At 67.0% G+C, this 25116-nt stretch carries 22 protein-coding genes; 12 read left to right on the forward strand and 10 right to left on the reverse strand.

Annotated features, from left to right (window positions below; all coding sequences use genetic code 11):
* Window positions 1-111: 111 nt before the first annotated feature.
* The 3 genes from AC1DEM_RS01700 to AC1DEM_RS01710 form a co-directional block, all read right to left on the reverse strand.
* A complete protein-coding gene (locus tag AC1DEM_RS01700) occupies window positions 112-1536 on the reverse strand; it encodes a cryptochrome/photolyase family protein (RefSeq protein WP_476882801.1) in 1425 nt (474 codons plus the stop codon).
* Window positions 1537-1681: 145 nt separating this feature from the next.
* Window positions 1682-2473, reverse strand: coding sequence for a PspA/IM30 family protein (locus AC1DEM_RS01705; protein WP_476882802.1), 792 nt, complete (start codon window positions 2471-2473; stop codon window positions 1682-1684).
* Window positions 2474-2629: 156 nt separating this feature from the next.
* Window positions 2630-4681 (reverse strand): TPM domain-containing protein, encoded by a 2052-nt coding sequence (locus tag AC1DEM_RS01710; protein ID WP_476882803.1) that lies wholly within the window; start codon window positions 4679-4681, stop codon window positions 2630-2632.
* A 298-nt stretch (window positions 4682-4979) separates the two neighbouring features.
* Here AC1DEM_RS01710 and AC1DEM_RS01715 point away from each other — a divergent pair, with 298 nt between their 5' ends.
* From AC1DEM_RS01715 to AC1DEM_RS01740, 6 genes are all read left to right on the forward strand, one after another.
* Complete coding sequence (locus AC1DEM_RS01715; RefSeq protein ID WP_476882804.1) at window positions 4980-6713, forward strand: S1C family serine protease; 1734 nt, start codon at window positions 4980-4982, stop codon at window positions 6711-6713.
* 253 nt (window positions 6714-6966) lie between these two features.
* On the forward strand, window positions 6967-7779 hold the full coding sequence (locus tag AC1DEM_RS01720) for an electron transfer flavoprotein subunit beta/FixA family protein (RefSeq protein WP_476882805.1): 813 nt from the start codon (window positions 6967-6969) through the stop codon (window positions 7777-7779).
* Window positions 7780-7795: 16 nt separating this feature from the next.
* Entirely contained in the window at window positions 7796-8749 is a 954-nt protein-coding gene (locus AC1DEM_RS01725; RefSeq protein WP_476882806.1) for an electron transfer flavoprotein subunit alpha/FixB family protein, read from the forward strand.
* Window positions 8750-8753: 4 nt separating this feature from the next.
* Window positions 8754-9533, forward strand: coding sequence for a PIG-L deacetylase family protein (locus AC1DEM_RS01730; protein ID WP_476882807.1), 780 nt, complete (start codon window positions 8754-8756; stop codon window positions 9531-9533).
* Window positions 9534-9609: 76 nt separating this feature from the next.
* Entirely contained in the window at window positions 9610-10140 is a 531-nt protein-coding gene (locus AC1DEM_RS01735; protein WP_476882808.1) for a gluconokinase, read from the forward strand.
* Window positions 10141-10193: 53 nt separating this feature from the next.
* Window positions 10194-11588 carry a GntT/GntP/DsdX family permease gene (locus tag AC1DEM_RS01740; protein ID WP_476882918.1) on the forward strand — a complete coding sequence of 465 codons (1395 nt, stop codon included), beginning with the start codon at window positions 10194-10196 and terminating at the stop codon, window positions 11586-11588.
* 158 nt (window positions 11589-11746) lie between these two features.
* Here the strand turns inward: AC1DEM_RS01740 and AC1DEM_RS01745 are convergent, their stop codons facing one another.
* The 4 genes from AC1DEM_RS01745 to AC1DEM_RS01760 form a co-directional block, all read right to left on the reverse strand.
* Window positions 11747-12634 carry an anti-sigma factor gene (locus AC1DEM_RS01745; protein ID WP_476882809.1) on the reverse strand — a complete coding sequence of 296 codons (888 nt, stop codon included), beginning with the start codon at window positions 12632-12634 and terminating at the stop codon, window positions 11747-11749.
* Window positions 12635-12644: 10 nt separating this feature from the next.
* Window positions 12645-13250, reverse strand: coding sequence for an ECF RNA polymerase sigma factor SigK (gene sigK / locus AC1DEM_RS01750; RefSeq protein WP_476882810.1), 606 nt, complete (start codon window positions 13248-13250; stop codon window positions 12645-12647).
* 293 nt (window positions 13251-13543) lie between these two features.
* The gene (locus tag AC1DEM_RS01755; RefSeq protein WP_377985450.1) at window positions 13544-14011 is read right to left on the reverse strand and encodes a tRNA (cytidine(34)-2'-O)-methyltransferase; all 468 of its coding nucleotides are present in this window, start codon (window positions 14009-14011) and stop codon (window positions 13544-13546) included.
* A gap of 83 nt (window positions 14012-14094) precedes the next feature.
* Complete coding sequence (locus AC1DEM_RS01760; protein ID WP_476882811.1) at window positions 14095-15069, reverse strand: J domain-containing protein; 975 nt, start codon at window positions 15067-15069, stop codon at window positions 14095-14097.
* A gap of 141 nt (window positions 15070-15210) precedes the next feature.
* Here AC1DEM_RS01760 and AC1DEM_RS01765 point away from each other — a divergent pair, with 141 nt between their 5' ends.
* Window positions 15211-15750: a diacylglycerol kinase family protein gene (locus AC1DEM_RS01765; protein WP_476882812.1), complete on the forward strand. Its 540-nt coding sequence runs from the start codon at window positions 15211-15213 to the stop codon at window positions 15748-15750.
* Between the two features lie 30 nt (window positions 15751-15780).
* Here AC1DEM_RS01765 and AC1DEM_RS01770 read toward each other — a convergent pair whose 3' ends face one another.
* Window positions 15781-16215, reverse strand: coding sequence for a hypothetical protein (locus AC1DEM_RS01770; protein ID WP_277522770.1), 435 nt, complete (start codon window positions 16213-16215; stop codon window positions 15781-15783).
* Window positions 16216-16305: 90 nt separating this feature from the next.
* Between AC1DEM_RS01770 and AC1DEM_RS01775 the strand changes: the two genes are divergently transcribed.
* On the forward strand, window positions 16306-17070 hold the full coding sequence (locus AC1DEM_RS01775) for a helix-turn-helix transcriptional regulator (RefSeq protein WP_476882813.1): 765 nt from the start codon (window positions 16306-16308) through the stop codon (window positions 17068-17070).
* 38 nt (window positions 17071-17108) lie between these two features.
* Here AC1DEM_RS01775 and AC1DEM_RS01780 read toward each other — a convergent pair whose 3' ends face one another.
* Complete coding sequence (locus tag AC1DEM_RS01780; protein ID WP_476882814.1) at window positions 17109-18014, reverse strand: DMT family transporter; 906 nt, start codon at window positions 18012-18014, stop codon at window positions 17109-17111.
* Between the two features lie 93 nt (window positions 18015-18107).
* Between AC1DEM_RS01780 and AC1DEM_RS01785 the strand changes: the two genes are divergently transcribed.
* Window positions 18108-19361, forward strand: coding sequence for a cysteine desulfurase family protein (locus tag AC1DEM_RS01785; protein ID WP_476882815.1), 1254 nt, complete (start codon window positions 18108-18110; stop codon window positions 19359-19361).
* Here AC1DEM_RS01785 and AC1DEM_RS01790 read toward each other — a convergent pair.
* Window positions 19340-20584: an NAD(P)/FAD-dependent oxidoreductase gene (locus AC1DEM_RS01790; RefSeq protein ID WP_476882816.1), complete on the reverse strand. Its 1245-nt coding sequence runs from the start codon at window positions 20582-20584 to the stop codon at window positions 19340-19342. The two genes, AC1DEM_RS01785 and AC1DEM_RS01790, sit on opposite strands and share 22 nt — an antisense overlap.
* A 211-nt stretch (window positions 20585-20795) precedes the next feature.
* Between AC1DEM_RS01790 and mnmA the strand changes: the two genes are divergently transcribed.
* From mnmA to AC1DEM_RS01805, 3 genes are all read left to right on the forward strand, one after another.
* Entirely contained in the window at window positions 20796-21908 is a 1113-nt protein-coding gene (gene mnmA, locus AC1DEM_RS01795) for a tRNA 2-thiouridine(34) synthase MnmA (protein ID WP_476882817.1), read from the forward strand.
* A gap of 352 nt (window positions 21909-22260) precedes the next feature.
* A complete protein-coding gene (locus tag AC1DEM_RS01800; RefSeq protein WP_476882818.1) occupies window positions 22261-23889 on the forward strand; it encodes an ABC transporter substrate-binding protein in 1629 nt (542 codons plus the stop codon).
* Between the two features lie 134 nt (window positions 23890-24023).
* Complete coding sequence (locus AC1DEM_RS01805) at window positions 24024-25115, forward strand: ABC transporter permease (protein WP_476882819.1); 1092 nt, start codon at window positions 24024-24026, stop codon at window positions 25113-25115.
* Window position 25116 lies beyond the last annotated feature (1 nt).

Consider the following 25116-nt stretch of genomic DNA (forward strand, 5'->3'; position numbering starts at 1 on the left):
TGCTACCGCTGTGGACGGCGGACTGCTACCGCCCCGGACCGCTACGGCTGCGGCTGAGGGCGGCCACCGCTGGGAGCGGCGCAACCGGGGCCTGCCGGCCCCGGCCACCTGTCAGCCGTCCTTGAGCCGTTGGTAGGTCGCCAGTGCACGCGCCCGGGACTCGGCAAGGTCCACGATGGGTGCGGGGTAGCCGGTGGCGGGGCCGTGGGTCTTCCATGGCTCGTGGACGGCTTTGTCGTCCAGTGCGGCGAGCTCGGGTATGTAGCCGCGCAGGTATCGTCCTGCGGTGTCGAACTTCTTGCTCTGCGTGACAGGGTTGAAGATCCGGAAATACGGCGAGGCGTCGGCCCCCGAGCCCGCGACCCACTGCCAATTGGCCGGGTTGCTCGCGGCATCGGCGTCCACCAGGGTGTCCCAGAACCAAGCCTCGCCGAGCCGCCAGTCGGCCAGCAGGTTCTTCACCAGGAAGGACGCCGCGGCCATCCGCACCCGGTTGTGCATCCACCCCGTCTGCCAGAGCTGGCGCATGCCCGCGTCCACCATCGGGTAGCCGGTGCGGCCCTGCTGCCAGGCTTCCAGTTCGGCGCCCGATGCCGGCTGCCACTCGAAGCGGTCGAACTCCGGCCGGTAATTCCGCGTCGCCAGGTCCGGATTCTCGTAGAGCAGCTGCCAGCAGAATTCCCGCCAGCCAAGTTCGGAACGGAAGATCCCGACGTCGGCCGGCGCCCCCGGCGCAAAGCTGTCCCGCAGCGTGTGCCAGATCCGGAAGGGACTGATTTCGCCAAAACGCAGATGCGGGGAAAGCCGGCTGGTACCTTCGACGCCGGGGACGTCGCGGCCGGTGCCATATTCTGCTGCCGGCCCGTCCACGAAATCCATGAGCCGGCTGTAGGCGCCGGCTTCACCCGGTGTCCAGGTGCCGGCCAGTCCGGAGCTCCAGTCGGGATGCCGGGGGAGCAGACCCCAGGCCTCGAGCGTTTCGCTCTCCGGCAGGCTGCCGCTGCGCGTGCGTGCCGGGGCCGGGAGCTGGTCCGGGGCCTCCAAGGGCTGCCGGGGCTCGGTGCCGGTCAGGCAGGCCTTCCAGAACGGCGTGAAGACCTTGTAGGGACCATCGCTGCCGGTCCGCACGGTCCATGGCTCGAACATGAGGTTTGCCTGGAAGCTCGTGGCGCTGATGCCGTGCTCGGTGGCCCAGCTCTTCAGGCCGGCGTCGACCGTGCGTTCGGGCCCGCCGTAACGGCGGTTCCACAGCAGCGTGTCGGCCGATGTTTCCACCGCCAGGTCCTGGATGATCCGGGCGGCCGGCCCGCGGCGGAGCAGCAGCCGCGAGCCCGCGGCCTCCAGCGCGCCGGCCAGCTCGGCCAAGGAGTGGTGGAGCCACCACTTCACCGCTCCGCCCAGTGGCCGGATGCCGGGCGACTCCTCATCCAGGACATAGACGACGGTCAGGGGTGTGTGCAGGGCGGCGGCCTCCGCCAGCGCCGGATTGTCATCCAGCCGGAGGTCGTCACGAAGCCAAACAAGGGTCGCAGACATGGATCCACGGTACACGCGCGGCGGCCGGCACCGCCGCCAGTAGGGTGCAACGAAGGACACAACAAGGGCCGGGCTCCGGCGGGCGAACCTGTGGTGTCAGGCTCACCCGCCGGCGTCCGGCCCCTGGGTCCGTAACGTGCGTGGGTCAGAGCTTGTCGAAGTCGGCCTCGTCTACCGTGGATTCAGACTCGGCGCTCTTGTCGCCGGCGCCGATGGCGGCGGGGGAGCCGCCGGACTTCAGCGCTGCCAGCCGGGCTTCGATCTCGGTCTGCTCGCCCAGATCCTCCAGCGAGTTGAACTGGGCGTCCAGGCTCGATTCAGCGAGTTCCTGCTGGCCGCGGACCTTGGCTTCTTCGCGGCGGATCTTCTGTTCGAAGCGGCCCACCTCGGAGGTGGGGTCCATGATGTTGATGCTCTTGAGGGCGTCGTGGACCTGGGTCTGGGCCGCCACGGTCTTGGACCGGGCCACCAGCTCATTGCGCTTGCTGGTCAGTTCGTTGAGCTTGCCCTTCATCTGGTCAAGACCGTGCTTGAGCTTGTCCACCACCTCGGTCTGGGACGCGATGCTCGGTTCGGCGGCCCTGGCCTCGTTCTCAGAGCCCATCTGCCGCTGCAGGGCAACCTTGGCCAGGTTGTCGAACTTCTCCGCGTCGCCGACGTCGCCCTTGGCGCGGTATTCGTCGGCTTTGCGCGACGCGGCGAGGGCCTTCTTGCCCCAGTCCTGGGCGTTGCGGACGTCCTCGTTGTAGTCGTCCTGGAGCATGCGCAGGTTGCCGATGGTCTGGGCCACGGCGGACTCGGCCTCCGCGATGTTGTTCGTGTAGTCGCGGACCATCTGGTCCAGCATTTTCTGCGGATCCTCGGCCTGGTCCAGCAACGAGTTGATGTTTGCCTTCGCCAGCTGCGCCATGCGGCCGAAAATGGACTGCTTAACCATGGTGTTACCTTTCGTCCTGCTCCGTTGTCTCACTGATTCCAGTGATCGATGTGTGTCGCATGTATCCGCTGTCCGGTCCGTTGCGGCCGGAGCGTGGTCTGTACCGTTCCCGTCCCTGTTTCCCGAAGCTGTGTCCCGTGCGGGGGTGGCTACAGGCTAGAAACTGCCGGAATCGCCGCCGCCGAAGTCTCCTCCGCCGCCAAAGTCGCCGCCGCCACCCCAACCGCCGCCGGAGTCGTCGCCGCCCCAGCTGCCTCCGCCGCCGCCCCAGCCTCCGCCGCCTCCGCCGTGGAGGATCGAGTTGATAAGGATTCCGCCGAGGATCGCGCCGCCAAGGCCGCCTCCGCCGCTGCCGCCGAACACCCCGCCACGGCCGTAGCCCTGGTTGGCGTAGCCGCCGAATTGGTCAACATCTGACTGGGCCAGCTGCGCGGCCTGCGACGCCAGTGCGTGGGCCTGCTGCGCGTACTGCAGCGCGGTGACCGGGTCCGTGCGGGAGATGGAGAGCGCATAGTCCAGGTTCCGCTGGGCTTCCGCCAGGCGTGTGCGGGCATCGGTGCCCACGCCTCCGCGGCGGGCGGTGATGTAGTCCGACGTCGCGCTGATCTGGGCCTGGGCCGACATGATGCTCTGCTGCAGCGAGGCCTGGGCGCGGCGCGCCTGTTCCTGCTGGTCGCGGATTCCGCCCAGGGACTGGTCCAGGGTCTGGTGCGCCGTTTCGACCCGTTCCAGGGTGGCGATGGGATCGATCTTGCCGCCCTGAATTTCCGCCTTGACCTGCGCGAGCGCCGCTTCCACGGCGGCCACCGGGCCGGACAGTTCAGGATGGGCGCCGGACTGGAGCATCGCTTTCGCCTGCGCCAGGTCCTGGGCGGTGTCGACGACGGCGGCTTCCAGGCCACTGCGTGCCTCGTCGAGGCTGCCAGCCACCTTGGTGATGGCACCAATCAGCACGTTCGTCTGGTGCAGGCTTTCCTCGGCTGCCCGCACGGCCACGGCGGCAAGGCTGTTCTCGCCAGCGGCGAGCTTTTCCTGCGCCGCGGTCGAGGCGTTCTGCACGAATTCGAGGCGTTCCTTGGCCTGGTTGATGTTGTCCGCAACCTGGACCAGGGCGCTCTCGGCGTATTTGGCGCGCAGCTCCGTCAGGGACTGTTCGGCGCTGGCAATCTTTGCCTCGGCATCCGCTGCTCCGGCGCCGACGGCCGCGAGGGCCTGCGGGGCGTTCTTTTCCAGCTCGCGGAGGGAATCGAAGTCCGCCTTCTGCTCCTGCAGCGAGGCCAGTGCGGCCTCGGAGCGGCGGATGATTTCGCCGAGCCAGCTCCGCTGCTGCTCCTCGGTGTCGGGGATGTGGTCGTCGAGCTGCTGCTGCAGCTTGAACGACTCCGTCATGTGGCCCTTGGCCTCCTGCAGCGCCTTGGTGAAGTTACCCACCGCGGAGTCACCATATTGGGCCTGGGCGAATCCGAGTTCCTGCTCGCTGGACTTGATGGCGTCGTCGGCCTCGATCAGCAGCGAATCGCTCTTTCGGCGCAACTCCACCACGCTGAGGCCCGCCAGTGGATCGGCCTCCGCACCCTGCGGCCCGGAGGAGGCCCCGGCACCCTGGCCGGCCTTCTTCCTGCGGTTGCGGAAGTACAGGTAGGCTCCGCCACCTGCCACGGCGACGACGCCGACTCCCACCAGCACGGCGCTGCCCGCACCGGCGTCGGACGGCACGGTGCCGCTGCCGCCGGACGCGGCGTCGCCCACCGCAGCTGCGGTATCAATGGCCGCCTGCGCGAAGTCGCGCTTTCCGCCGGCCAGGTTCGGAACTATCGCGTTCTGGGTGATGTTGGACGTCTTGGAGTAGATCGGGCTGGCCGTGCTGGGGGAGAAGTAGTAGTGCCCGTCGTCGGACATGGTCAGGATGACGTCGGCCTTGCCCATGCCCTTGTTCTCCGCGACGGTCTTTGCCCATTGCGCGGGGTCGGCCGGATTCTCGAACGTCTTTGCCGTGACGACGTAGAGGTTGTACTTGTGGTCCTTCAGGAGCTTCTGGATGGCGTCCTGGACTTCGGCCTTGCGGCCGCCGAGCACGTTCGCGCTGTCCACGATGTTCTGCCCGGACGGAATGGTCACCGGATCTTCGGCCAGGGCTGGAGCGGCGGGGAGCGCCAGCAATCCAGCGACGCCAAGAACGGCGAGGAAACGATTCAACTTAGACCGCATGTGCAACCCTTCAGCACTTCTGGGACCGGTTCGGTCGAACCAGCCGTCACAGAATGCAGCAGCGCCCCCACGCAGATGTAAAGCGCCGCAGGTCGCTGTGGCATTTCCATTTGATTCTATGGTGCACCCAAATGGCAGTCCACCTAGGGGAATATGCCACCAGCGAAACGCGCCTAAACTGGGAAATACAGGCCCGGAGGCCGCAAACTATCCGTTCAGGAACCTCCCAGCAAATGTCCGCTCTAGTGTCAGCCTGAGCGTCCATAGTTATAGGCAGACGAGGATGAAAGGAAGTCTCATGACTGAGAACCCAGTGCCGGGTGCGTCACCGGAGCCGACGCAACAGAACCGGGAACCGGCGGGGCAGCAGGCGGGCTCGCCGGAACAGACGCATGCCGTAAACGCGCCCGAGGCGGCGTCCGGCAACCCGGCACCCTCACAGCCAGCAGTGGGAAGCCCAGCACCTGGAAGCCCTGCACCCGAGAACCCGACCCTCCGGCTGGACCGCGCCGAGGACGGAGCACCGCGTCCGGTGTACCAGCAGCAGCCCTCCGCCGCGGACACCCAGCAGCTCGGCGCGCCCGCCCAGCACACCAGTCAGTACGGTGCGTTCTCCCAGGCCGGCCAGGGCCAACCCGCCCAGCCCTCCCACCCGCCCTATGGTCAGTCCCAGCCAGGTCAGTCCCAGCCAGGCCAGGCGCAGTACGGCCAGTCTCACTACGGCGGCCCTTACGGCGCCAACCCCGGCGGCCAGCCGGCGGCGGGTCCGTCCTATGGACCGGGCCCGGGCTTCGCGAACAACCCGGCGCACGCCCCTAAGCGCAAGGCGGCGTTTGGTGTCCCAACCCTCGTGGCCAGCATCGTGGCGGCCGGCCTGATCGGCGGCGGCGTGGTCGCTGGCAGCAACGCGCTGTTGTTGGACCGCTCCTCCGCTGCCGCCACGAGCGACACCACCCAGGCCGGTCCGGTGATCGTCAACAACAGGGACGCCGTCAACGCCATCACCGCCGCCGCCCTCAAAGCTTCCCCCAGCGTGGTGACCATCAAGGCAACCAGCGGCAGCGACGGCGGTACCGGCAGCGGGATCATCCTCGACGCCGAGGGCCACGTGCTGACCAACACCCACGTGGTCACTCTCGACGGCAAAACCGCGAACGCCACCATGGAGGTCCGGACGAGTGACGGCAAGGTCTACTCCGCGAAGATCGTCGGTACCGACCCGCTGTCCGATCTCGCCGTGATCAAGATCGACAACCCCTCGGGACTGGTCCCGGCAACGCTGGGAGACTCGGGCAAGCTGAACGTCGGCGATACCGCCGTCGCCATCGGATCGCCGCTGGGACTCACCGGCACAGTCACGGACGGTATCGTCTCGACCCTGAACCGGACCATCAGCGTGGCGTCCTCGGCTGCGCCGAAGAACGGCGCGGATAACTCCCAGGGCGGGGACCAGGGCTTCCAGTTCGCGCCTCCGGGCGGTGGCGCGACCCCGAACACCGCGGACCAGGGGTCCATTTCGATCAACGTCATCCAGACAGATGCGGCCATCAACCCGGGCAACTCCGGTGGCGCGCTGGTGGACACCAAGGGTGAAGTCATCGGCGTGAACGTCGCGATCGCCTCCGCAGGCGGCGACTCAGCCACCGGAAGCAGCAGCGGCAACATTGGCGTGGGCTTCAGCATCCCCATCAACAACGCCAAGCGCGTGGCCCAGGAGATCATCAGCGGCGGCAAAGCCACCCACGGGCAGTTCGGCGTCAGCGTGAAGCCCAAGGCCGCCGGTTCGTCCTCCTCCGGGTTCTCGGTGGGCGCCGAGGTCGCAACTGTCGAGTCCGGATCGGCCGCTGACAAGGCCGGCATCAAGGTCGGCGACGTGGTGACGAAGTTCCAGAACCTGACCATCAGCGATCCCAACCAGCTGACCGCGGCAGTGCGCGAACAGCCCGCCGGGGGCACGGTCAAGGTGACGGTCCTGCGCGGCGGCCAGCTGAAGGACTTCGACGTGACCCTCGGCGCTGCGGCCGAGCAGTAGAAGCCGAGCAGTAATAAGCAGTGCAGTAGTTAGGATGGCCGGGCGGCACCAATCGGTGCGGCCCGGCCTTTCCGTGTCCGGCTCCTGCCGAAGATTCCCGGGACCGGGCGGGGCGCTGACACAGGCGTTAACCGAGGCCGCGCTGCCCGCCGGCTATATGGTTAGCTAGGAACAGCCCGGCTACCGGGTGTTCCGTGGCCAAGACCCCGCCAGGGGCGGCTGTCCACCCGCATGGAAGGCTGCTGTAGACACAGTGGAAGAAACTCTAAAAATCATTGTGCTGGTCAAGCACGTCCCGGATGCGCAGTTCGACCGGCACCTCACTGGTGAGGCCAACACCGTGGACCGCTCCGAGAGCATCCTGTCCGAACTGGATGAGTATGCCCTGGAAGCTGCCCTGCAGCTGAGCGAGGCCCGCGGTGGGGAAGCGGCCGGCAACAAGGTCATTGCCCTGAGCATGGGGCCGGCCGGGGCCGTCAACGCAGTGAAGAAATCCCTCCAGATCGGAGCTTCTGAAGGCGTGCACCTCAGCGACGAGGCCCTGGCCGGATCCGATGCCGCAGCCACCTCGCTGGCACTGGCCGCCGCGATCCGCCACCTGGGCGCGGACGCCCCGGCGGACCTCATCCTCACCGGTATGGCCTCCACAGACGGTGAGACCTCGCTGGTCCCGGCACAGCTCGCCGAACGTCTGGGGCTCCCACAGGTAACTTTTGCCGCGTCGCTGGAGCTCGACGCCGGCAAGCTCACCGCCCGCCGCGACGGCGACACCCACGCGGACACCATTGAGGCCGAACTGCCGGCCGTCGTTTCCGTCACCGACCAGATCAATGATCCGCGGTACCCGAACTTCAAGGGCATCATGGCGGCGAAGAAGAAAACCATCACCACCTTGAGCCTTGCCGACATCGGCGTCGACCCGGCCCAAGTGGGCAAGACAGGTTCCTGGACCGCCGTCGAGACCGCAGAGGTCCGGCCGCCGCGCACGGCCGGCACCATCATCACCGACGAAGGCGACGCCGGCATCCAGCTGGTTGAGTTCCTGGCTGCCCAGAAGCTGCTCTAAAGGGGATTATCCGAACATGGCAAAAGTACTCGTTTTCATCGACAACCCCGGCCAAGCGCTGAAAAAGCCGAGCCTGGAACTGCTCACCATCGCCCGCTCCCTCGGCGAACCGGCCGTCGCCTTCAATGGCGAACTGCACGACGACGCCGCTGCGGACCTTGCCGCGTACGGCGTCCAGGCACTCTACCGGCCGTCTGCGGCCGACCTCGACGACTATCTTGTGGGCCCCAAGGCGTCCTACCTGGCCGCCGCGGTCCAGACTTCCGGTGCCACCGTGGTCCTGACCGAGAACTCGGCCGAGAGCAAAGAAATCGCCGCCCGGCTCAGCATCAAGCTCGGCGCCGGTGTCATCACCGACGTCGTGGCCGTGGACCCCGACGGTACGGCGCACAAGTCCGTGCTGGCCGGCTCCTACACCACCACGGCGAAGGCCACGACGCCCGTGGCCGTTCTCACCGTCAAGCCCAACAGCATCACGCCCGAGCCTGCCGTCACCGGCACGGCACCAGAGGCCGTGACAATCGCGGTCCCGGAGACGGCCACCGCCGCCTCCGCCCGGGTCACGGCACGCAGAGAAAAGCCCGAAAGTGGGCGCCCCGATCTGACCGAGGCGCGGATCGTCGTCGCCGGCGGCCGCGGCGTGGACGGCAACTTTGGTCCGCTGGAGGAACTCGCCGACGCCCTGGGTGCGGCCATCGGCGCCTCGCGGGCCGCCACGGACGCCGGCTGGATCGGCCACGACGCGCAGATCGGCCAGACCGGCAAGACCGTCTCGCCGCAGCTCTATATCTCTGCGGGGATTTCCGGAGCCATCCAGCAGAAGGCCGGCATGCAGACCGCCAGGGTGATCGTGGCCGTAAACAAGGACGCCGAATCGCCGGTTTTCGAGATCGCGGACTTCGGCGTTGTGGGCGACCTCTTCCAGGTCCTGCCGCAGGCAACCGCGGAAATCAAGAAGCGCAAAGGCTGACTGAATGAGCACCAACGCCGTTCCGGCGCAAAGCCCGTTCGACCCTGGGAGCTCCCGGATCGAACGGGTGCTTTGTTTCACGGCCCACCCCGACGACATCGACTTCGGCGCCGCCGGCACCGTGGCAGCCTGGACCGCCGCAGGAGTCCAGGTCAGCTACTGCATCATGACCGACGGCGACGCCGGCGGCTTTGATCCCGCCCAGCGCGACGAAATCGTACGGCTGCGTGTTGCGGAGCAGCAGCGCGCCGCCGCCCTGGTCGGCGTCACGGACATCCATTACCTGCACCAGCGTGACGGCTACCTCGAACCCTCGCACGAGGTGATGCGCGAGGTGGTGCGCCTGATCCGGCAGCTCCGGCCCGACGTCGTGCTGTCCATGCACCCGGAACGCAACTGGAACCGGATCCAGAAGAGCCATCCGGACCACCTGGCTGTGGGGGAGGCCGTCACCCGTGCCGTGTATCCCGCGCTGGAAAACCCGTTCGCCTACCCGGAGCTGGCCGAGTCCGGGCTTGAGGCGTACAAGCTGCCTTGGCTGTGGCTGTTCGCCGGACCGGAGGAGCGCGAGAACCACTTTACGGACGTCACGGACCACGTCGAGAGCAAGCTGGCCGCCGTCCATATCCACGTCAGCCAGCATCCCGACGTTGAGGCCATGGAGCGCACAGTCCGCGGGCTCATGCTCAGCACGGGAGCACGCGCCGGACTACCGGCCGGGCGCAGCGCCGAGGCCTTCCATGTCGTTGCAGTCAACGGCCCGGGAACCATTGCCGGCTTCTAGTGTTGCCCGCACCACAGTCTCTGCCTTATGCTGGCATCTGTTTAAATCATATTTATTTGATGGAAGGCAGACTTTGATGGCGAAGACTGCGCAACACCCCGTACTTGTAATCATGGGCGTCTCCGGCTCCGGCAAATCAACCGTGGCCGGACTGCTGGCCGGCCGGCTGGGCTGGGATCTTGCCGAAGGCGACGACCTCCACCCGGAAGCAAACGTGGCGAAGATGCACGCAGGAGAGCCGCTGACCGATGAGGACCGGTGGCCTTGGCTGGAAACCATTGCGGACTGGATCCGGGCCCACACGGAGGCCGGGACCCCCGGCGTCGTGACCTGTTCGGCGCTGAAGAAGCGGTACCGGGACATCCTGCGCGGCGAAGGGGTGGTGTTCGTGTTCCTCGAGGGATCACGGGACAAGATCTCCGACCGGCTGGCCTCCCGGCACGGGCACTACATGCCCCAGTCGCTGCTGGAGTCACAGTTCGACGCACTCGAAGCGCCCACGGCGGGCGAAAACTTCATTTCCCTGTCCGTCTCCGCCACACCGGCGGAAGAAGCACAGGAAATCATCACCCGACTTAGCCTCGACGCCGCCAACCCCAGGCCCTGAGCCTACCCGCGTTCTGGCGCGGACCAAGGAATTTTGTGAAATCTCTGATAGCAATGCCGCTTCCTGCTGCCGTTGATGGCGGATCCGGCGTCAACACCCAACTACTGATCATCGCCGGCCTGGGCATCGCCCTGCTCGTAGTACTGATCGCCAAGTTCAAGTTCCACCCCTTCCTTGCCCTGATTCTGGGGTCCGGTTTCGTCGGCCTCGCCGCTGGCGTGGAACCGGCGAAGGTGATCGCCAACTTCGAAGACGGTGTGGGCGGCGTCCTGAAGGAAGTCGGCCTGCTGGTCGCGCTCGGCGCGATGCTGGGCAAGCTGCTCGCCGACTCCGGCGGCGCCAACCGGGTGGTCGACACCCTCCTGGCCAAGGCCACCGGAAACAAGCTGGTCTGGTCCATCACCCTCGTTGCCGTGATCATCGGCCTGCCGATGTTCTTCGAGATCGGGCTCGTCCTGCTGCTGCCGGTGATCGTCCTGGTCACCCAGCGCTCGAAGATGCCGCTCATGCGCATCGCCATCCCGGCACTGGCCGGCCTGTCCGTGCTGCATGGCCTGGTGCCCCCGCACCCCGGACCGCTGATCGCGATCAGCGCACTCAAAGCTGACTTGGGCACCACTCTGGCCCTCGGCATCCTGGTTGCCATCCCCACGGTGATCATCTGTGGCCCGCTGTTCTCGCGCCTCGCGGCCCGTTGGGTGCCGGTGGGCGCCCCCGCCGTTGCCGGCGGCGTCGACACCGTGCACGGCGCGGATCTGGAGGGTGTTAAGCGGCCCCCGAGCTTCCTCGTCACACTGCTGACCATTCTCTTCCCGGTGGTGCTCATGCTCCTCAGGGCGGTCGTGGACATCATCTGGCCCGACCTCAAGACGGCCCCGGCCATTCGGATGTTCTTCGACTTCGTCGGCCAGCCGCTCGTGGCCATGACGCTCGCCGTGCTGCTGGCTATGGTGACCTTTGGCTACGCCGTGGGGCTCAACGGAGCCTTGATCACGAAAAAAATCAGCGCCAGCCTCGGCCCGATTGCCGGGATCCTGCTGATCGTCGGCGCGGGCGGCGGCTTCAAGCAGACGCTCATTGGCGCCGGCGTGGGGGACTCCGTGAAGGCTTGGGCCGAGGGGACGAACATGTCCGTCCTCGTGCTCGGCTTCATTGTGGCCGTTGCCCTGCGCCTGGCAACAGGCTCGGCCACCGTCGCCACCGTGACGGCCGCCGGCATCGTGGCTCCGCTGGCCAGCTCGCTGACGCCGACGCACGCCGCCTTGCTGGCCTTGGTCATCGGCGCCGGCTCGCTGTTCTTCTCACATGTAAACGACGCCGGCTTCTGGCTCGTCAAGGAGCTGTTCGGATTGACCGTGGGCCAGACGTTCAAGACCTGGTCCGTTATGGAGACGCTGATTTCCGTGGTGAGCTTCGGCCTGCTCATGCTGCTCTCGCTCTTCATTTAGCTGCACCATACAAGCTGCCGTAATCGAGTTGCGGTAGACAAGCTGCCGTAAACGCAGCAAGCCGCCCGGGCCGTTGCTCCTTCTCCGGAAGAAACGACGGCCCGGGCGGCTTTTTGTCTGGACGACGCCTGTGCCCTGGGGCTGGTACCGATGGTCGGTCAGGCGTCCAGCGGCGCAGCGGCGACGGTGGGCAGGGTTGGTTTCGCGGATCCCCCTACGGGTTCCACGGTGATGCCAAGGGCGGCGGCGGAGCCGATGCCCTTGACCACCGCGGGCTTGGACAGGGCTTCAGCGTCCATGAGGCCCTGGGACACCGGGGCCGAGCCGTCCTTCGGGATCAGCCACATCTGGTAGACCTTGCCCGCGGGCGGAGCAGGTACGCCGTTCATCCTGACGACGGCGGCGTTCCTGGACTGGGAAATCGACACCGTGGCCGTGCCGCCGCCGTTGACGTCCACGGTGGCCTGGTGGACGTCGCTGGCCTGCAGTACCTGGTTCAGGGGATCGTTCTGGTTTGCCACGTAGGCGCCCACGCCGACGCCGCCCAGGGCGATCACGGCTGCTGCGGCGACGCCGACAAGCCAGTTCCGCATGCCCTGCGGGCGGCGGCGTTCTTCCCTGCGCTTGCGGGCCGCACCGAGCTCGTCGGTGGCAGCCATTCCGGAGTTGTCGCGCACCGGATGCGGCATCGCAGGCGTCGTTTGCGGACCCGTGCCGGGGAGGGGCGCTGCGGCGGGGGCCGGCTGTGCCGTCTGCGCCGGCAGTGATGACATGATCCGGTCCAGCAGCCCGGGCGGTGGCTCTTCCTCGGCGGTGAAGCTGGTGGCCAGGGTCTCCCTGGCCTGCCGGACGCGTTCGTTGAAGGCATCCCGGTCTGCTGCTGGTGCGGTGGCGAGGAACTGCTCGATCGCGGCGTGTTCGGCGTCGTCCACGGCATTGAGGGCATAGACCTCGGCAAGGTCCACCACGCGGCCGGAAGCCAGGTCGGTGGCGATCTCGGCTGTGAAGCCGCCGGGGAGGCGGTTGTCGTTCTCATGTGGGTTCATGTCGGTCAATTCAGCTCACCCCCAAGCAGGTCTTCAATCGGATGAGTCCGTCGCGGATGCGGGACTTGATGGTAGGAACCGCGGCATTGAGCCGCTCGGCCACTTCCCGGTAGGTGAGGCCGCCGTAGTATGCCAGCCGCACGGACTCCTGTTGCGTATCGGTCAGCGTCTCCAGGCACCGGACAACTGCCTCGGCTTCAAGCCGGCTGCCCACCTCGTCCGAGACGGAGTCGTGGTCGATTTCCTGGCTGCTGGCCCCGTATCTGGCTTCGCGGTCAGTGGCGGACTGTGAGGACCGGACTTTGTCGACGGCGCGGCGGTGCGAGATAGTCATGAGCCAGGCGAGCGGGCTGCCGGCCGCGGGATTGAACTTGGCCGCGTTCTGCCAGACCTGCAGGAAGACTTCCTGGGTGGTGTCCTCGCTGAGTTCGGTATCGATTAGGACCCGGCGTGCCATGCCGAAGACGCGCCTCGAGGTGAGGCTGTAAAACTCCGCGAACGCCGCCTGGTCGCCGTGGGCAATAAGTTCCAGCAGGCTGCCGAGCCGGACGTTGATGTCGGCTGAGGTACGCGTGGGAGCGGCGGCCTCGGGGTTCGGGGCATTCGGAGTATCCATCACTCCCAAGCATAAGCCGCCTGCCGGCGGACGTGGGCCAGGAGCTGCGGCATGCGGCCAAGGGCCAGCCCCTGCCTCATGGGCAGGATGTCTATCCAGATGCATTGTCCTCACCCGCTTATTCCCGCTCCCTTCCGTGTCTCCCATAACGCTGAGTCGACGGTTTCGTGTGGCCGCCTTCAGAAGTGATTCGGCGCAGCCCGGAACCCGGATGGGCGCGACTTGCGGGATTCTTTGCCGCGGGCTCCCTGGTGGGCATCCGGAGGTCCTGCCGGCGGTAGGCGCCGGAACGACTACAGCTTGGCCCCCGCGAACCCGTTCTGGCGCCAGGCCTCATAGACGGCGATGGACGCCGCGTTGGCCAGGTTAAGCGACCGGAGGGAGGGCAGCATCGGCAGGCGGACGCGGGACGTCACCCGGGGACTGTGCTTGAGTTCCTCGGGCAAACCCACGGATTCAGGACCAAACAGCAGGACGTCGCCGGCGCGGTACTGGATGTCTGTGTACGTGGTTTCGCCGTCGGAGGTGAAGGCAAATACCCGTTCCGGCTCCAGCGCCGCCCAGGCTGCGTCGATGTCCGGGTGGACGGTCACGACGGCGAGGTCGTGGTAGTCCAGGCCGGCCCGCCGGAGCTTGGCGTCGGAAAAATCAAAGCCCAAGGGCTCCACCAGGTGAAGCTCGGCGCCCGTGATGGCTGCCAGCCTGATGGCGTTTCCCGTATTGCCGGGGATTTCGGGGGTGTGGAAGAGGATGCGGAACACCATTCCATCCTAGCGAGCCGCCGGCGTCGGGCGCGCCGTGGCCGTCCGCCTTGGAGACGGGCGGGGAGGAACCGGGGCGGAACCTAGTGCATTCCGCGCAGCAGCCGGGCCAGCACGGGCACGTTGACGGTGTTGGGGGCCGGTCCCGAGCCGAGGAACTGCTTGAGGCCGCGGGCCAGGCCCGCGGCGTTGACTACCTCGACAAGCCCCGAATTTTCCCCGTACCCGCTGCCCTGGCCGCCGGGTGCGCGGCGGTGCCGGTCGATGACCGGTTGGTGCAGGTTGCCGTCCGTGCTGTGGATAACAATCCAGCCGGTGACATTGAGCTCGGGAAAAATGTCCTGCATCCGGCGCACGACGTGGCCTAGTTGGGGCGGGGCGACGGAACGGTTGCCGTGGGTCAACGTGCTGCCGTTCCAGGCATAGGCGCCCGGCGGCAGCAGCATGGACCCGATGATTGCGAGCCGGTACCCGGCAAGGACCGCGTGGTCGATGTGGCTGTTGTCCGCGGGGGACTGCAGCCCGTTGACGAGGCGCGCGGCCGGAATGGTGGTCAGGATCTGCCTGCTGATGAGCTGCACTGTTCGCATCTCGCGTTGGATCCGCGCCTCGGCGCCGAAGATCCCGCGCTTGCGGGGCATGCCGTGGACCTGTTGCCGGGCCACGCCGACAGGGATCAGCGGTACCGCTGTCCCGTCGCCAAATTGCTCGAACGGGGGAACGTAGACGGGCGGGTCGGCAGCCGTATTCCGCGGCGTGTTCGGGCGGCGCACGTTGGCTGAGGCCCGGCTGCCCGCGGCCGGGGCGGCGAAGTGGGCGCCTTCGTCGCCGGCGGGAGAGGAATAGGCGCTGCCGTAGGAGCGGTCATAGTCCGCGCGTCGCTTAGCGTCGATGAGAGTCTCGTACGCGAGGGTGACACGTCGGAACGCTGCAGGATCGCCGCCGTGATCCGGGTGGGCGAGCCGGGCGGCCTTGCGGTACGCCATTTTAATGTCCTTCTCCGTCGCCGTCACGGGGATCCCTAGGACCTGGTAATGCGAGCTGCTGCCCTTCGTCAAACAGAGATCCTTTTCATCGAAGGTGCCGGCGTTGAGAATGCCGGGCCGTTCGTGGGCGCCCGGCAGGCCCAGTTTAACCGGCTGAGAGAACAACGACCGCGCGTACCGGGATGGTTCCCGGCCACTGGCATAACTGCGCGCATGCTGATCGCCGTCGCCGTCAACCCGCGCGCGTCCTTTGGCCGTGCGCGGCACACCGGGAAGGAAGTGGCGGGACGCTTCCGCACGGCCGGTGCGGAGGTCCTGCTGCTGTGTGCGGACAGTTATGCCGGGCTCGCGCAGGCGGTTGGAAACGCGCTGGAATCGGGCGTGGATGCACTGGTGGTGGTGGGCGGGGACGGCACGATCCACCTCGGGTTCAATACCGGCAAGATCACCGCGGGAGGAACCTCCCGCTGGTTCGCGGGCGTCGTCTCCGCCGGGTTCGATGCCGCCGTCAATGAGCGGGCCAATGGCTGGCGCTGGCCGCGCGGCAAGATCCGGTACCAGCTAGTCATGCTTCGGGAACTGGCCTCGTTCCGGGCCGGCAAGGACGTGGGCCACCCCGCCGTGCAGCTTCGCCGGGTCAGCACCGTGGAACTGGCGGCCAGCAACATCGTGGCCTACGCCGACGGCGAGCGGATCGGGGCGCTCCCGATGACCATCGAGGTCGTTCCGCACGCCGCCTGTGTTCTGGCGTAGCGGCCCGGCATAGCGGCCGGGCTTGGCGCCTTAGCGGCTTGGCGTGGCGGCCGGCGCGGCCTTGCGCGGGGACAGCCTGTTCAGTGCCAGGGCACCCACGAGCAGGCCGAAGTCACGCAGCGCGACGTCGTAGAAGCCGCCGAGGACGATCAGGTTGATGATGATGCCCAGCAGCCAGGCGGCCACGAGCGCCGATCCGAAGCGCGGGCGCAACGCCACCATGACGCCGGCGATGATTTCCACCACGCCAACGATGTACATGATGGTCTGGGCCGGCAGCGGGATAACCGAAGTGACCACGGGGGCCAGGTACATGGTCCAGTCGGTCAGCAGATTCGTGAACTTGTCGAGGCCGAACAGGATCGGCGCCACCGTAAAGACGGTCCGCAACAAGAGGAACGCCTGGCGGTGCGGGTCCGCCGCGAGCTGCTGAGCGGGAGTGGCGAGGGATGGGGAAACTTTCATGGCATGCTCCTTCTAAAAATGGATAACTTGATTTTAGAATGCACCTGAGGATTAAGCAATGATTCTTGTTTTTAGAGATATTCTTGTTTCATGACCAAACTTCCGTGGAATCGCCGGCTTGCGGCGGTCGCGTCCCTGGGCGACGAGAACCGCCGGATGCTGTTTGACTATGTCGCCTCAGCGGCAGACGCCGTCGGCCGGGACGATGCCGCCCAGGCTCTGGGCCTGGCGCGGAGCACAGTCTCATTCCATCTGGACCGGCTCGTGAAAGACGGGCTGCTGGCGGTGGAGTTCCGCAAGCTTGGAGGGCGGGAGGGCCCCGGTTCCGGCCGGCCCGCCAAGCTGTACCGGGCCGCCGTGGACGAGGTGGCGGCCTCCGTCCCGGACCGCCACTACGATCTTGCCGCCGAGTTGCTGGTCTCCGCGATCGAGGATGCCACCAGCGACGGCGGATCGCCCCGGGAGGCCCTGCTCCGGGCCGCCCGCGCCAAGGGTCAGTCAGCGGTTGAGTCGGCAGCCCGTGCAACCGGGCCGGCGGGGGCCATCGGGGCCGGGGATGCGGAGACCGCCGGCGGTCCCGATGGCGCCGGCCCGTTCGCGGACTTCTTGACGGGGCAAGGCTACTGCCCCGCGGGCGACGGCGCCGGGGGACTGGTGCTGATGAACTGCCCGTTCCATCGCCTCGCTGCCGGGCACACAGACGTGGTCTGTGCCATGAACGGGGCCTTCCTGGGCGGGGCCTCCGCGGCCCTTGGGATAGCCCCGGGACGGATCGAAGCGCTAGCCATCGAAGATCTCAGGGAGCAGGGGGGCGCGCAGCCCGGGCAGTGCTGTGCCCGCATCCTGCCTGCATAACAGCCCTGCCTGCATGACAGCCCAATCTGGCGTCGCGGCTACCGGCCCCGCGACCCCTCCGAAGAGGTGGCAGGCGCTGCGGGCCTGGGCTGGCCCTTGAGACCGGTCAGCAGGACGCCGGCGACCACCATGAGGCCGCCCACGATCTGAACGGGAGTCAGCGGCGTCCCCAACAGCACAGTAATGGTCGCCGTAAAGACCACCATCAGGTTGAGGTAGTTGCCCGCAGTCCCCGGCGGAGTGGTCTTCAGCGCCAGATTCCACAGGAGGTAGGAACAAAGGGAGGGGAAGACGGCGATGTACGCCAGTGACCAGCCTTCGGCCGCGGTGTCCGGAAACTGCACGTTCATGGCCAGGGCCAAGGGCGCCAGCGTCACGGTCGCAAACACCACCTGTACTGCCGTGGCCGAGATGGCCGGCATCTTCAGCCGGCGGGCAATGATTGTGTAGAAGCCCCAGACGATGATCGCACCGATCATCAAGAGCTCGCCGGTGTTGATGGCGAAGCTGAATACACGGGCCAGCTCACCCTGGGTCAGGACGAGCAGCACCCCCAGCAGGCCGAGGCAGATGCCGAGCCAGCCCAGCCGGGTGGTCCTCTCGCCGAGCAGGACAATCGCCATGACCACAATCAGGGCCGGGTTGGCGGCTGTAATGAGGGAGGCGTTCATCGCGGATGTGTAGCCGAGCGCGCTGTAGAGCATCAGTGTGTAGCCGCTCATGCCCAGGACGCTCAGCAGGAGGAGGGCGGGCCAGCGGCGCAGCACAGCGCGCCAGTCCGGCTTCTCAACGAAGTGGGCCAGGAGCAGCAGCGGCACGGCGGCCAGGGTCCAGCGCCAGAAGGTCAGCTCCAGCGGGGACATTGAGGCGACGGCGGCCTGCCCGACGACGTAATTGCCGGACCAGAACAAGGTGGCCAGCACAAGGTAGAGGGAGGCTTTCACCGCCCGAATCTACACCAGTCGAGTATCCTCCCGGGTGCCTGCGCCCGTCGCCCGCCGCAGCTTGGCAGCCGCGGCCGCAGGTAGAATTGGGCTGTGCCCGTCTACCTCGATCATGCCGCCACAACCACCCTCGCCCCGGAGGCGCTGGCCGCGCTGACGCGCGAGCTGGCCCGGACGGGCAACCCCTCCTCGCTGCATGGAGCGGGCCGTCGTGCCCGGCGCTCGGTGGAGGACGCGAGGGAAGTGCTGGCGGCGGCCGCCGGTGCCCATCCCTCGGAGGTGATCTTTACCTCCGGCGGGACCGAGGCGGACAACCTTGCGGTCAAGGGCCTGTACTGGGCCCGCCATGCGGAGGACCCTTCCCGTACGCGCATCCTGTGTTCCGCCGTCGAACACCACGCAGTGCTGGACACCGTCGAATGGCTGGAACGGCATGAAGGCGCCCAAGTCTGCTGGCTCCCGGTAGACGCCGCTGGCCTCGTGGACCTGGCCGTGCTTGAGGCCGAACTGTCCAGGGACCCGGCGTCGATCGCCCTGGTGACAGTCATGTGGGCCAACAACGAGGTGGGCACCATCCAGCCCGTCGCCCGGGTGGTGGAGCTGGCACACGCCGCCGGCGTACCCGTCCACTCCGACGCTGTCCAGGCCTTCGGCTCCATCCCCGTTGACTTCCGCGGAACGGGTCTGGACGCCATGTCCGTCTCCGGGCACAAGATCGGCGGACCGGTCGGCGTCGGCGCGCTCATCCTGGGCAGGGCGGTGAAGCTGACCCCGGTCCAGCATGGCGGCGGGCAGGAACGCGACGTCCGCTCCGGGACCCTTGATACTGCCTCGATTGCCGCTTTTGCCGCGGCCGCCGAGGCCGTCGCGGGGAAACTCCCCGAGGAGGCCGCCAGGATCGCGGCCCTTCGGGACCGGTTGATCGAGGGCGTCCATGAGGCCGTCCCCGAGGCCGTGCTCCGGGGCGCCCCGGGCCCCGGCCGGTTGCCGGGCAACGCGCACTTCACCTTCCCGGGCTGCGAGGGCGACTCGCTGCTGTTCCTGTTGGACCTCGCCGGCGTCGAATCCTCCACGGGCTCCGCCTGCACTGCAGGGGTTCCGCGGCCCTCGCATGTGCTGCTGGCCATGGGCCTGGACGAGGACACGGCAAGGGGTGCGCAGCGTTTTACGCTCGGACATTCCTCCACCGACGCCGACGTCGATGCCCTGCTCGCCGCGCTGCCGGGCGCCTATGCGCGGGCCCGCCAGGCCGGCATGGCCGGCCATGAATCCAGCATCCAGACCGCCGGTACGGTCGCCCGTGAATCCGCCCGTCAGGCTTCCGGTCATTCCCCTGGAAAGAGCTGATCCAGCGGTGTTGCGGAATCGGCAAGCAGGTCCGGGCTCACGGCGGTGCGTGCGCCGATGAGCGCCTTGATCGCCTTCTGCGGCTTGGCGGCGCGGGGCCAGTTGACGTTCATCCCGGCAATCACTTGGCCGTCCCGCTGCCAGAAGGCCATGAACTCCTTGTCGGCGAGCGAGCCGCGGATCACCGGTGGCCCGGCAACCAGCGTCGGGAAGCCCGAATACTCCATGCTGACGTCGTACTGGTCGGTGTAGAAGTACGGGATGGTGTCCAGTGCGGCGTCGAGGCCGAGCATCGCCTTGGCTGCCACCTTCCCGCCATTGAGGGCGTTGGACCAGTGTTCGCTGCGGTGGTGCTCCCCGGTGAACGGATGCAGGGCATTGGCGACGTCGCCGGCGGCGAAGATCCCGGGCACCGAGGTCCGCAGCGACGCGTCGGTGAGGATGCCGTTGCGGATCCCGATGCCCGCCGCCTCGGCCAGGCTGAGCTCCGGCACCACGCCCACGGCGATGATCACGAGATCGGCGGGCAGGACAACGCCGGCGTCGGTGACCACCCCCGTCACCTGCCCGGACCGCCCCTGGATCCCGGCGGCGGTTGCCGGAAGCCGGAACCGCACGCCGTGGGCCTCGTGCAGTTCACGGAAGAAGCCGCCCAGTTCGGGGCCGATCGCCGCGCCCAGCGGCACCTCCGCCCGGCCCAGCAGGGTGACGGTGTTTCCGAAGGTGCTGGCGGCGGCGGCCAGTTCCATCCCGATCCAGCCGGAGCCGATCATGACCACGTTCAGCCCGCCGTCGGCGAGGCGGGCGTGCAGGCGCCGGCTGTCCTCCACCGTCCGGAACGTGCTGACGCCGTCGAGCCCGGTGCCCGGCAGGGGGATGGGCCTGGGCCGCGCTCCGGTGGCGAGCAGCAGGGAGGCGTACTCCAGCCGTTCGCCGCCGTCCAGAACCACGGCCCGGGCGGCCGGGTCCAGCTCCGTGACCCGGACGCCGGGGCGGAGGTCGACGTCGTTCGCGCCGTACCAGTCCTCGGGCACCACGGGCAGGGCGTCGTCGCCGGCCTTGCCCAGCAGGTACTCCTTGGACAGCGGCGGGCGCAGGTACGGCTGGTGGGACTCGGACGCCAGCAGCACCACGGGGCCGCCGAATCCCTCCGCCCGCAAGGTTTTGGCCGCCGTGGCACCGGCCAGTCCGCCGCCCACGATCACGATTTCTTTAACAGCCATGTCCGCCCGATTCCCGCGCGTACTCCCGCGTCTGTGCGCTTCCGATTCTAAAACCGTTTGTCTTGACGTTAGAAGTGGTAAGCGGCCCCGTCAAGGCTTTTTGGGGAGGATTCGGCGTGGCGATAGAATGGCGTGGCAGGCATTGTGCTATTTCCGCGCACTGCGGCCGGCCCCGGTGCCTGCGACACCCCGAACCCTAAAGAAAGCCAGTATGCGAGTTCTTGCAGCCATGAGCGGCGGCGTTGATTCCGCCGTTGCCGCCGCCCGCGCCGTCGAGGCGGGGCACGACGTCGTCGGCGTCCACCTCGCGCTGTCCCGGATGCCGGGCACCCTGCGAACCGGCAGCCGCGGCTGTTGCACGATCGAAGACTCCCGTGACGCCTGGCGTGCCTGCGACATTCTCGGGATCCCGTACTACGTCTGGGACTTTTCCGAGCGGTTCAAGGAAGATGTGGTCCAGGATTTCATCGATGAATACGCCGCCGGCCGCACCCCCAATCCGTGCATGCGCTGCAACGAGCGCATCAAGTTCGCCGCCCTGCTGGAGAAGGCCATCGCCTTGGGCTTCGATGCCGTATGCACGGGCCACTACGCCAAAGTCATCACCGACGCCGACGGCAACCCCGAGCTGCACCGTGCCGCGGACTGGGCCAAGGACCAGAGCTACGTGCTGGGCGTGCTGACCCACGAACAGCTCAAGCACTCGATGTTCCCGCTCGCGGAGACGCCGTCCAAGGCCGAGGTCCGGGCGGAGGCGGAGCGCCGTGGCCTCTCGGTGGCGAACAAGCCCGACAGCCACGACATCTGCTTCATCCCCGACGGCGACACCGCCGGCTGGCTCGCCGAGAAGATCGATATGACCACCGGTGACATCGTGGACGAGTCCGGCGCGAAGGTCGGCGAGCACCCGGGCGCCAACGCCTTCACCGTCGGCCAGCGCCGGGGTCTGAAGCTGGGCACCCCGGCCGCCGACGGCAAACCGCGGTTCGTGCTGGAGATCCGGCCCAAGGAAAACAAGGTGGTGGTGGGCCCGGAGGCGCTGCTCGCCGTCGACGAAATCCGCGGCATCAAGGTCTCCTGGGCGGGCCTGCCCATCGCCGAGGTGGCGACCGGCGGGGAGTTCGACTGCTACGCCCAGGTCCGTGCCCACGGCGACCCCGTACCCGCCCGAGCGCACACGGCGGGGGACGAGCTGGTGGTCACGCTCACCGATCCGCTGCGCGGCGTGGCCCCCGGCCAGACGGTGGTGCTCTACCAGGGCAGCCGCGTGTTGGGCCAGGCCACAATCGATGCCGCGCGCTCGCTGCAGCGGGCCGCGCTCTAGGCGCCAGCCACACCGAATCCAGCGAAGGGTCCCGCCATGCGGCGGGGCCCTTCGTCGTCTCTGCGCTCCGCCGTCGTCCGCGGGCCCGACGTCCAATTGCCCGCCGTCGTCCGCGTGTCCGACCGGCGGGAAACGCCCGGAGGCGCTGGACCCTGCCGAAGATCCTGGCGGAATCCTGAAGAAAATGAGAGAAACCTTCGAATCGTGTAAATTTTGTGTCTCAACTCACAAAATGCAACGTTTCACCGAATGATTGTCTGGTTGAATCTAGGGATCAGCAAAGCGTGCCGCCCGACGAGTCACTCGTTTCACTTCGGGCTGCGCTAGAACGCATCGAACAGAAAGTTCACAGATGGCAATGAACAAAAAGGCCTGGCAGGGCGTTATCGCGCTCGCCGGGGTTTCCGCCTTTGCACTGACGGCCTGCACCGGGCCGACCGGCGGCGCTGGCGGGTCATCAGCCGCCGCAGGCGGTCCAATCGCCTATGGCACCACGGACAAGGTCACTGCCTTGGACCCGGCAGGCTCGTACGACAACGGTTCGTTCATGGTGATGAACCAGATCTACTCCTTCCTGCTCAACTCCAAGCCGGGCAGCGCCGATCCGGTTCCGGACCTGGCCGAGTCCGCATCCTTCACGTCGCCGACCGAATACACGGTCAAGCTCAAGCCGGGACTCAAGTGGGCCAACGGCCACACGCTCGACTCCAAGGACGTCAAGTTCTCCTTCGACCGGCAGACCAAGATCAACGATCCTGCGGGCCCCGCCAGCCTGCTGGCCAACGTGGCCAGCGTCACGGCCCCCGATGCCAACACCGTCGTCTTCAAGCTGAAGCTGGCCAACGACCAGACCTTTGCGCAGATCCTCAGCAGCCCTGCCGCGCCGATCGTGGACGATGAAGTCTTCCCGGCCGACAAGCTGCTTGACGACGACTCAATCGTCAAGGCCAAGGCCTTCTACGGCCAGTACACGATCGACACGTATAAGAAGAACGAGCTGATCAGCTTCAAGGCGAACCCGGACTACCAAGGAGTCCTCGGCAAGCCGGCCAACGACGCCGCCACGATCAAGTACTACGCCGACCCCACCAACATGAAGCTGGACATCCAGCAGGGCAACATCGACGTCGCAAACCGCAGCCTGAGCGCCACGGACATCGATGACCTGAAGAAGGACTCCAAGGTCAAGGTCAACGTGGGCCCCGGCGGCGAAATCCGCTACATCACGTTCAACTTCAACACCATGCCGTTCGGCGCCAAGGCTGCCGACGCCGATCCGGCCAAGGCGACCGCCGTCCGCCAGGCCATCGCCAACCTCGTTGACCGCCAGGCCATCGCGGACCAGGTCTACAAGGGCACCTACCTGCCCCTGTACTCCAACGTTCCCAGCGGCTTCCTCGGCGCCAACGAATCGTTCAAGGACGCTTACGGCGACGCCGGCAAGCCCAGCCTGGACAAGGCCAAGAAGGTCCTGACCGACGCCGGTGTGACGACTCCCGTGTCGTTGAACCTGCAGTACAACCCGGACCACTACGGCAAGTCCTCCGGCGACGAATACGCCATGATCAAGGACCAGCTGGAGAAGTCCGGCTTGTTCAAGGTCAACCTGCAGTCCACGGAATGGGTCACCTACAGCAAGGCCAGCCGCGCCGATGAATACCCGCTGTTCCAGTTCGGCTGGTTCCCGGACTTCAGCGACGCTGACAACTACCTGACCCCGTTCTTCCCGGATGGCGGCTTCCTGAAGAACCACTACAACAACCCCACTGTCACGGATCTGATCAACAAGCAGCTCACCACCGTTGACAAGAGTGCACGCGAGTCCACGATCAAGGATGCCCAGAATGCCCTCGCCAAGGACATCTCCACGCTTCCGCTGCTCCAGGGCGCGCAGGTTGCCATTTCCGGCAGCGGCGTCAAGGGTGTCGATTCCACCCTCGATGCCTCCTTCAAGTTCCGTTTGGGAACTCTTTCCAAGTAAGGCTGCATCTGTGCGGTTCTGACCAGCCTGCGAGGCGGGGCGCCCTCGAGGCGCCCCGCCTTTGCTGGTCAGTGCCGCACCTTGCAGTTCACGCCGGCCGGCCCATGGCCGCGGAAGCACAATTTTAGGTACCAATGACAACATTGATTGAGGCGCCGCCGAGCGACGCCGACGGACTCCTTCCGTCCAAGAAAAAATCCTCGGGTGGGGGCTTGGGGACCTACATCCTGGTCAGGGCCTTCCTGATCATTCCGACCATTTTCATTCTGGTCACCTTGGTCTTCTTCCTGATGCGGGTCATTGGCGACCCCATCACCGCCGCCCAGGGCGGCCGGCTTCCCCCGGAGGCGCTGGCGCAGCGCATCCACGAAGCCGGCTACGACCGGCCGATCTTCGTGCAGTACTTTGAATACATCGGCCAGTTGGCGACCGGCAACTTCGGCACCACCATCACCGACCGCCGCCCTGTCGTCGAAATGGTTTTGACCTTTGGCGTGGCAACCCTGGAACTGGCCATCAACGCCCTCATCGTGGCGCTGTTGGTCGGCATCCCGCTCGGGCTCATCTCCGCCTACAAGCGCGACAAGGCACCGGACGCAGTCCTGCGGTTCTTCGCCATCCTCTGCTACGCCACCCCGGTGTTCTTCGCCGGCCTGCTGATGAAGCTGACCTTCTCCGTCTGGCTCGGCTGGCTGCCCGTCGCAGGACGGGCCTCCACCAGGACCGAACTGGCCATGGGAAGCCTGGCCGCACCGACCGGGATCTACTGGCTGGACGCGCTGCGCAGCGGCAACATGGCTGCGTATGGCGACGTCGCGGCCCATTCAATCCTCCCCGCACTCACGCTGGGACTGCTGACGGCAGGGGTCTTCCTGCGGCTCGTCCGCACCAACGTCATCGGCACACTGGGCAAGGACTACGTCGAGGCCGGCAGGTCCCGCGGGGTCAGCAATTTCCGGCTCGTGACCAAGCATGCCTACAAGCCTGCCCTCATCCCGATCATCACGGTCATGGGGCTCCAGATTGCCCTCCTGCTCGGCGGGGCCGTCCTCACGGAGTCCACGTTCGAGTGGAAGGGCCTCGGCTACCAGCTGGTGCAATACCTGAACGCCCGCGACTTCGTCGCTGTCCAGGGCATCGTTGTGCTGCTGGCGGTCATCGTTGCCGTCACGAACTTCATCGTTGACGTCGTCGCAGCCCTGATCGACCCGCGAGTGAGGTACTAGC

It is taken from the genome of Arthrobacter sp. 05T420 (assembly GCF_056396305.1).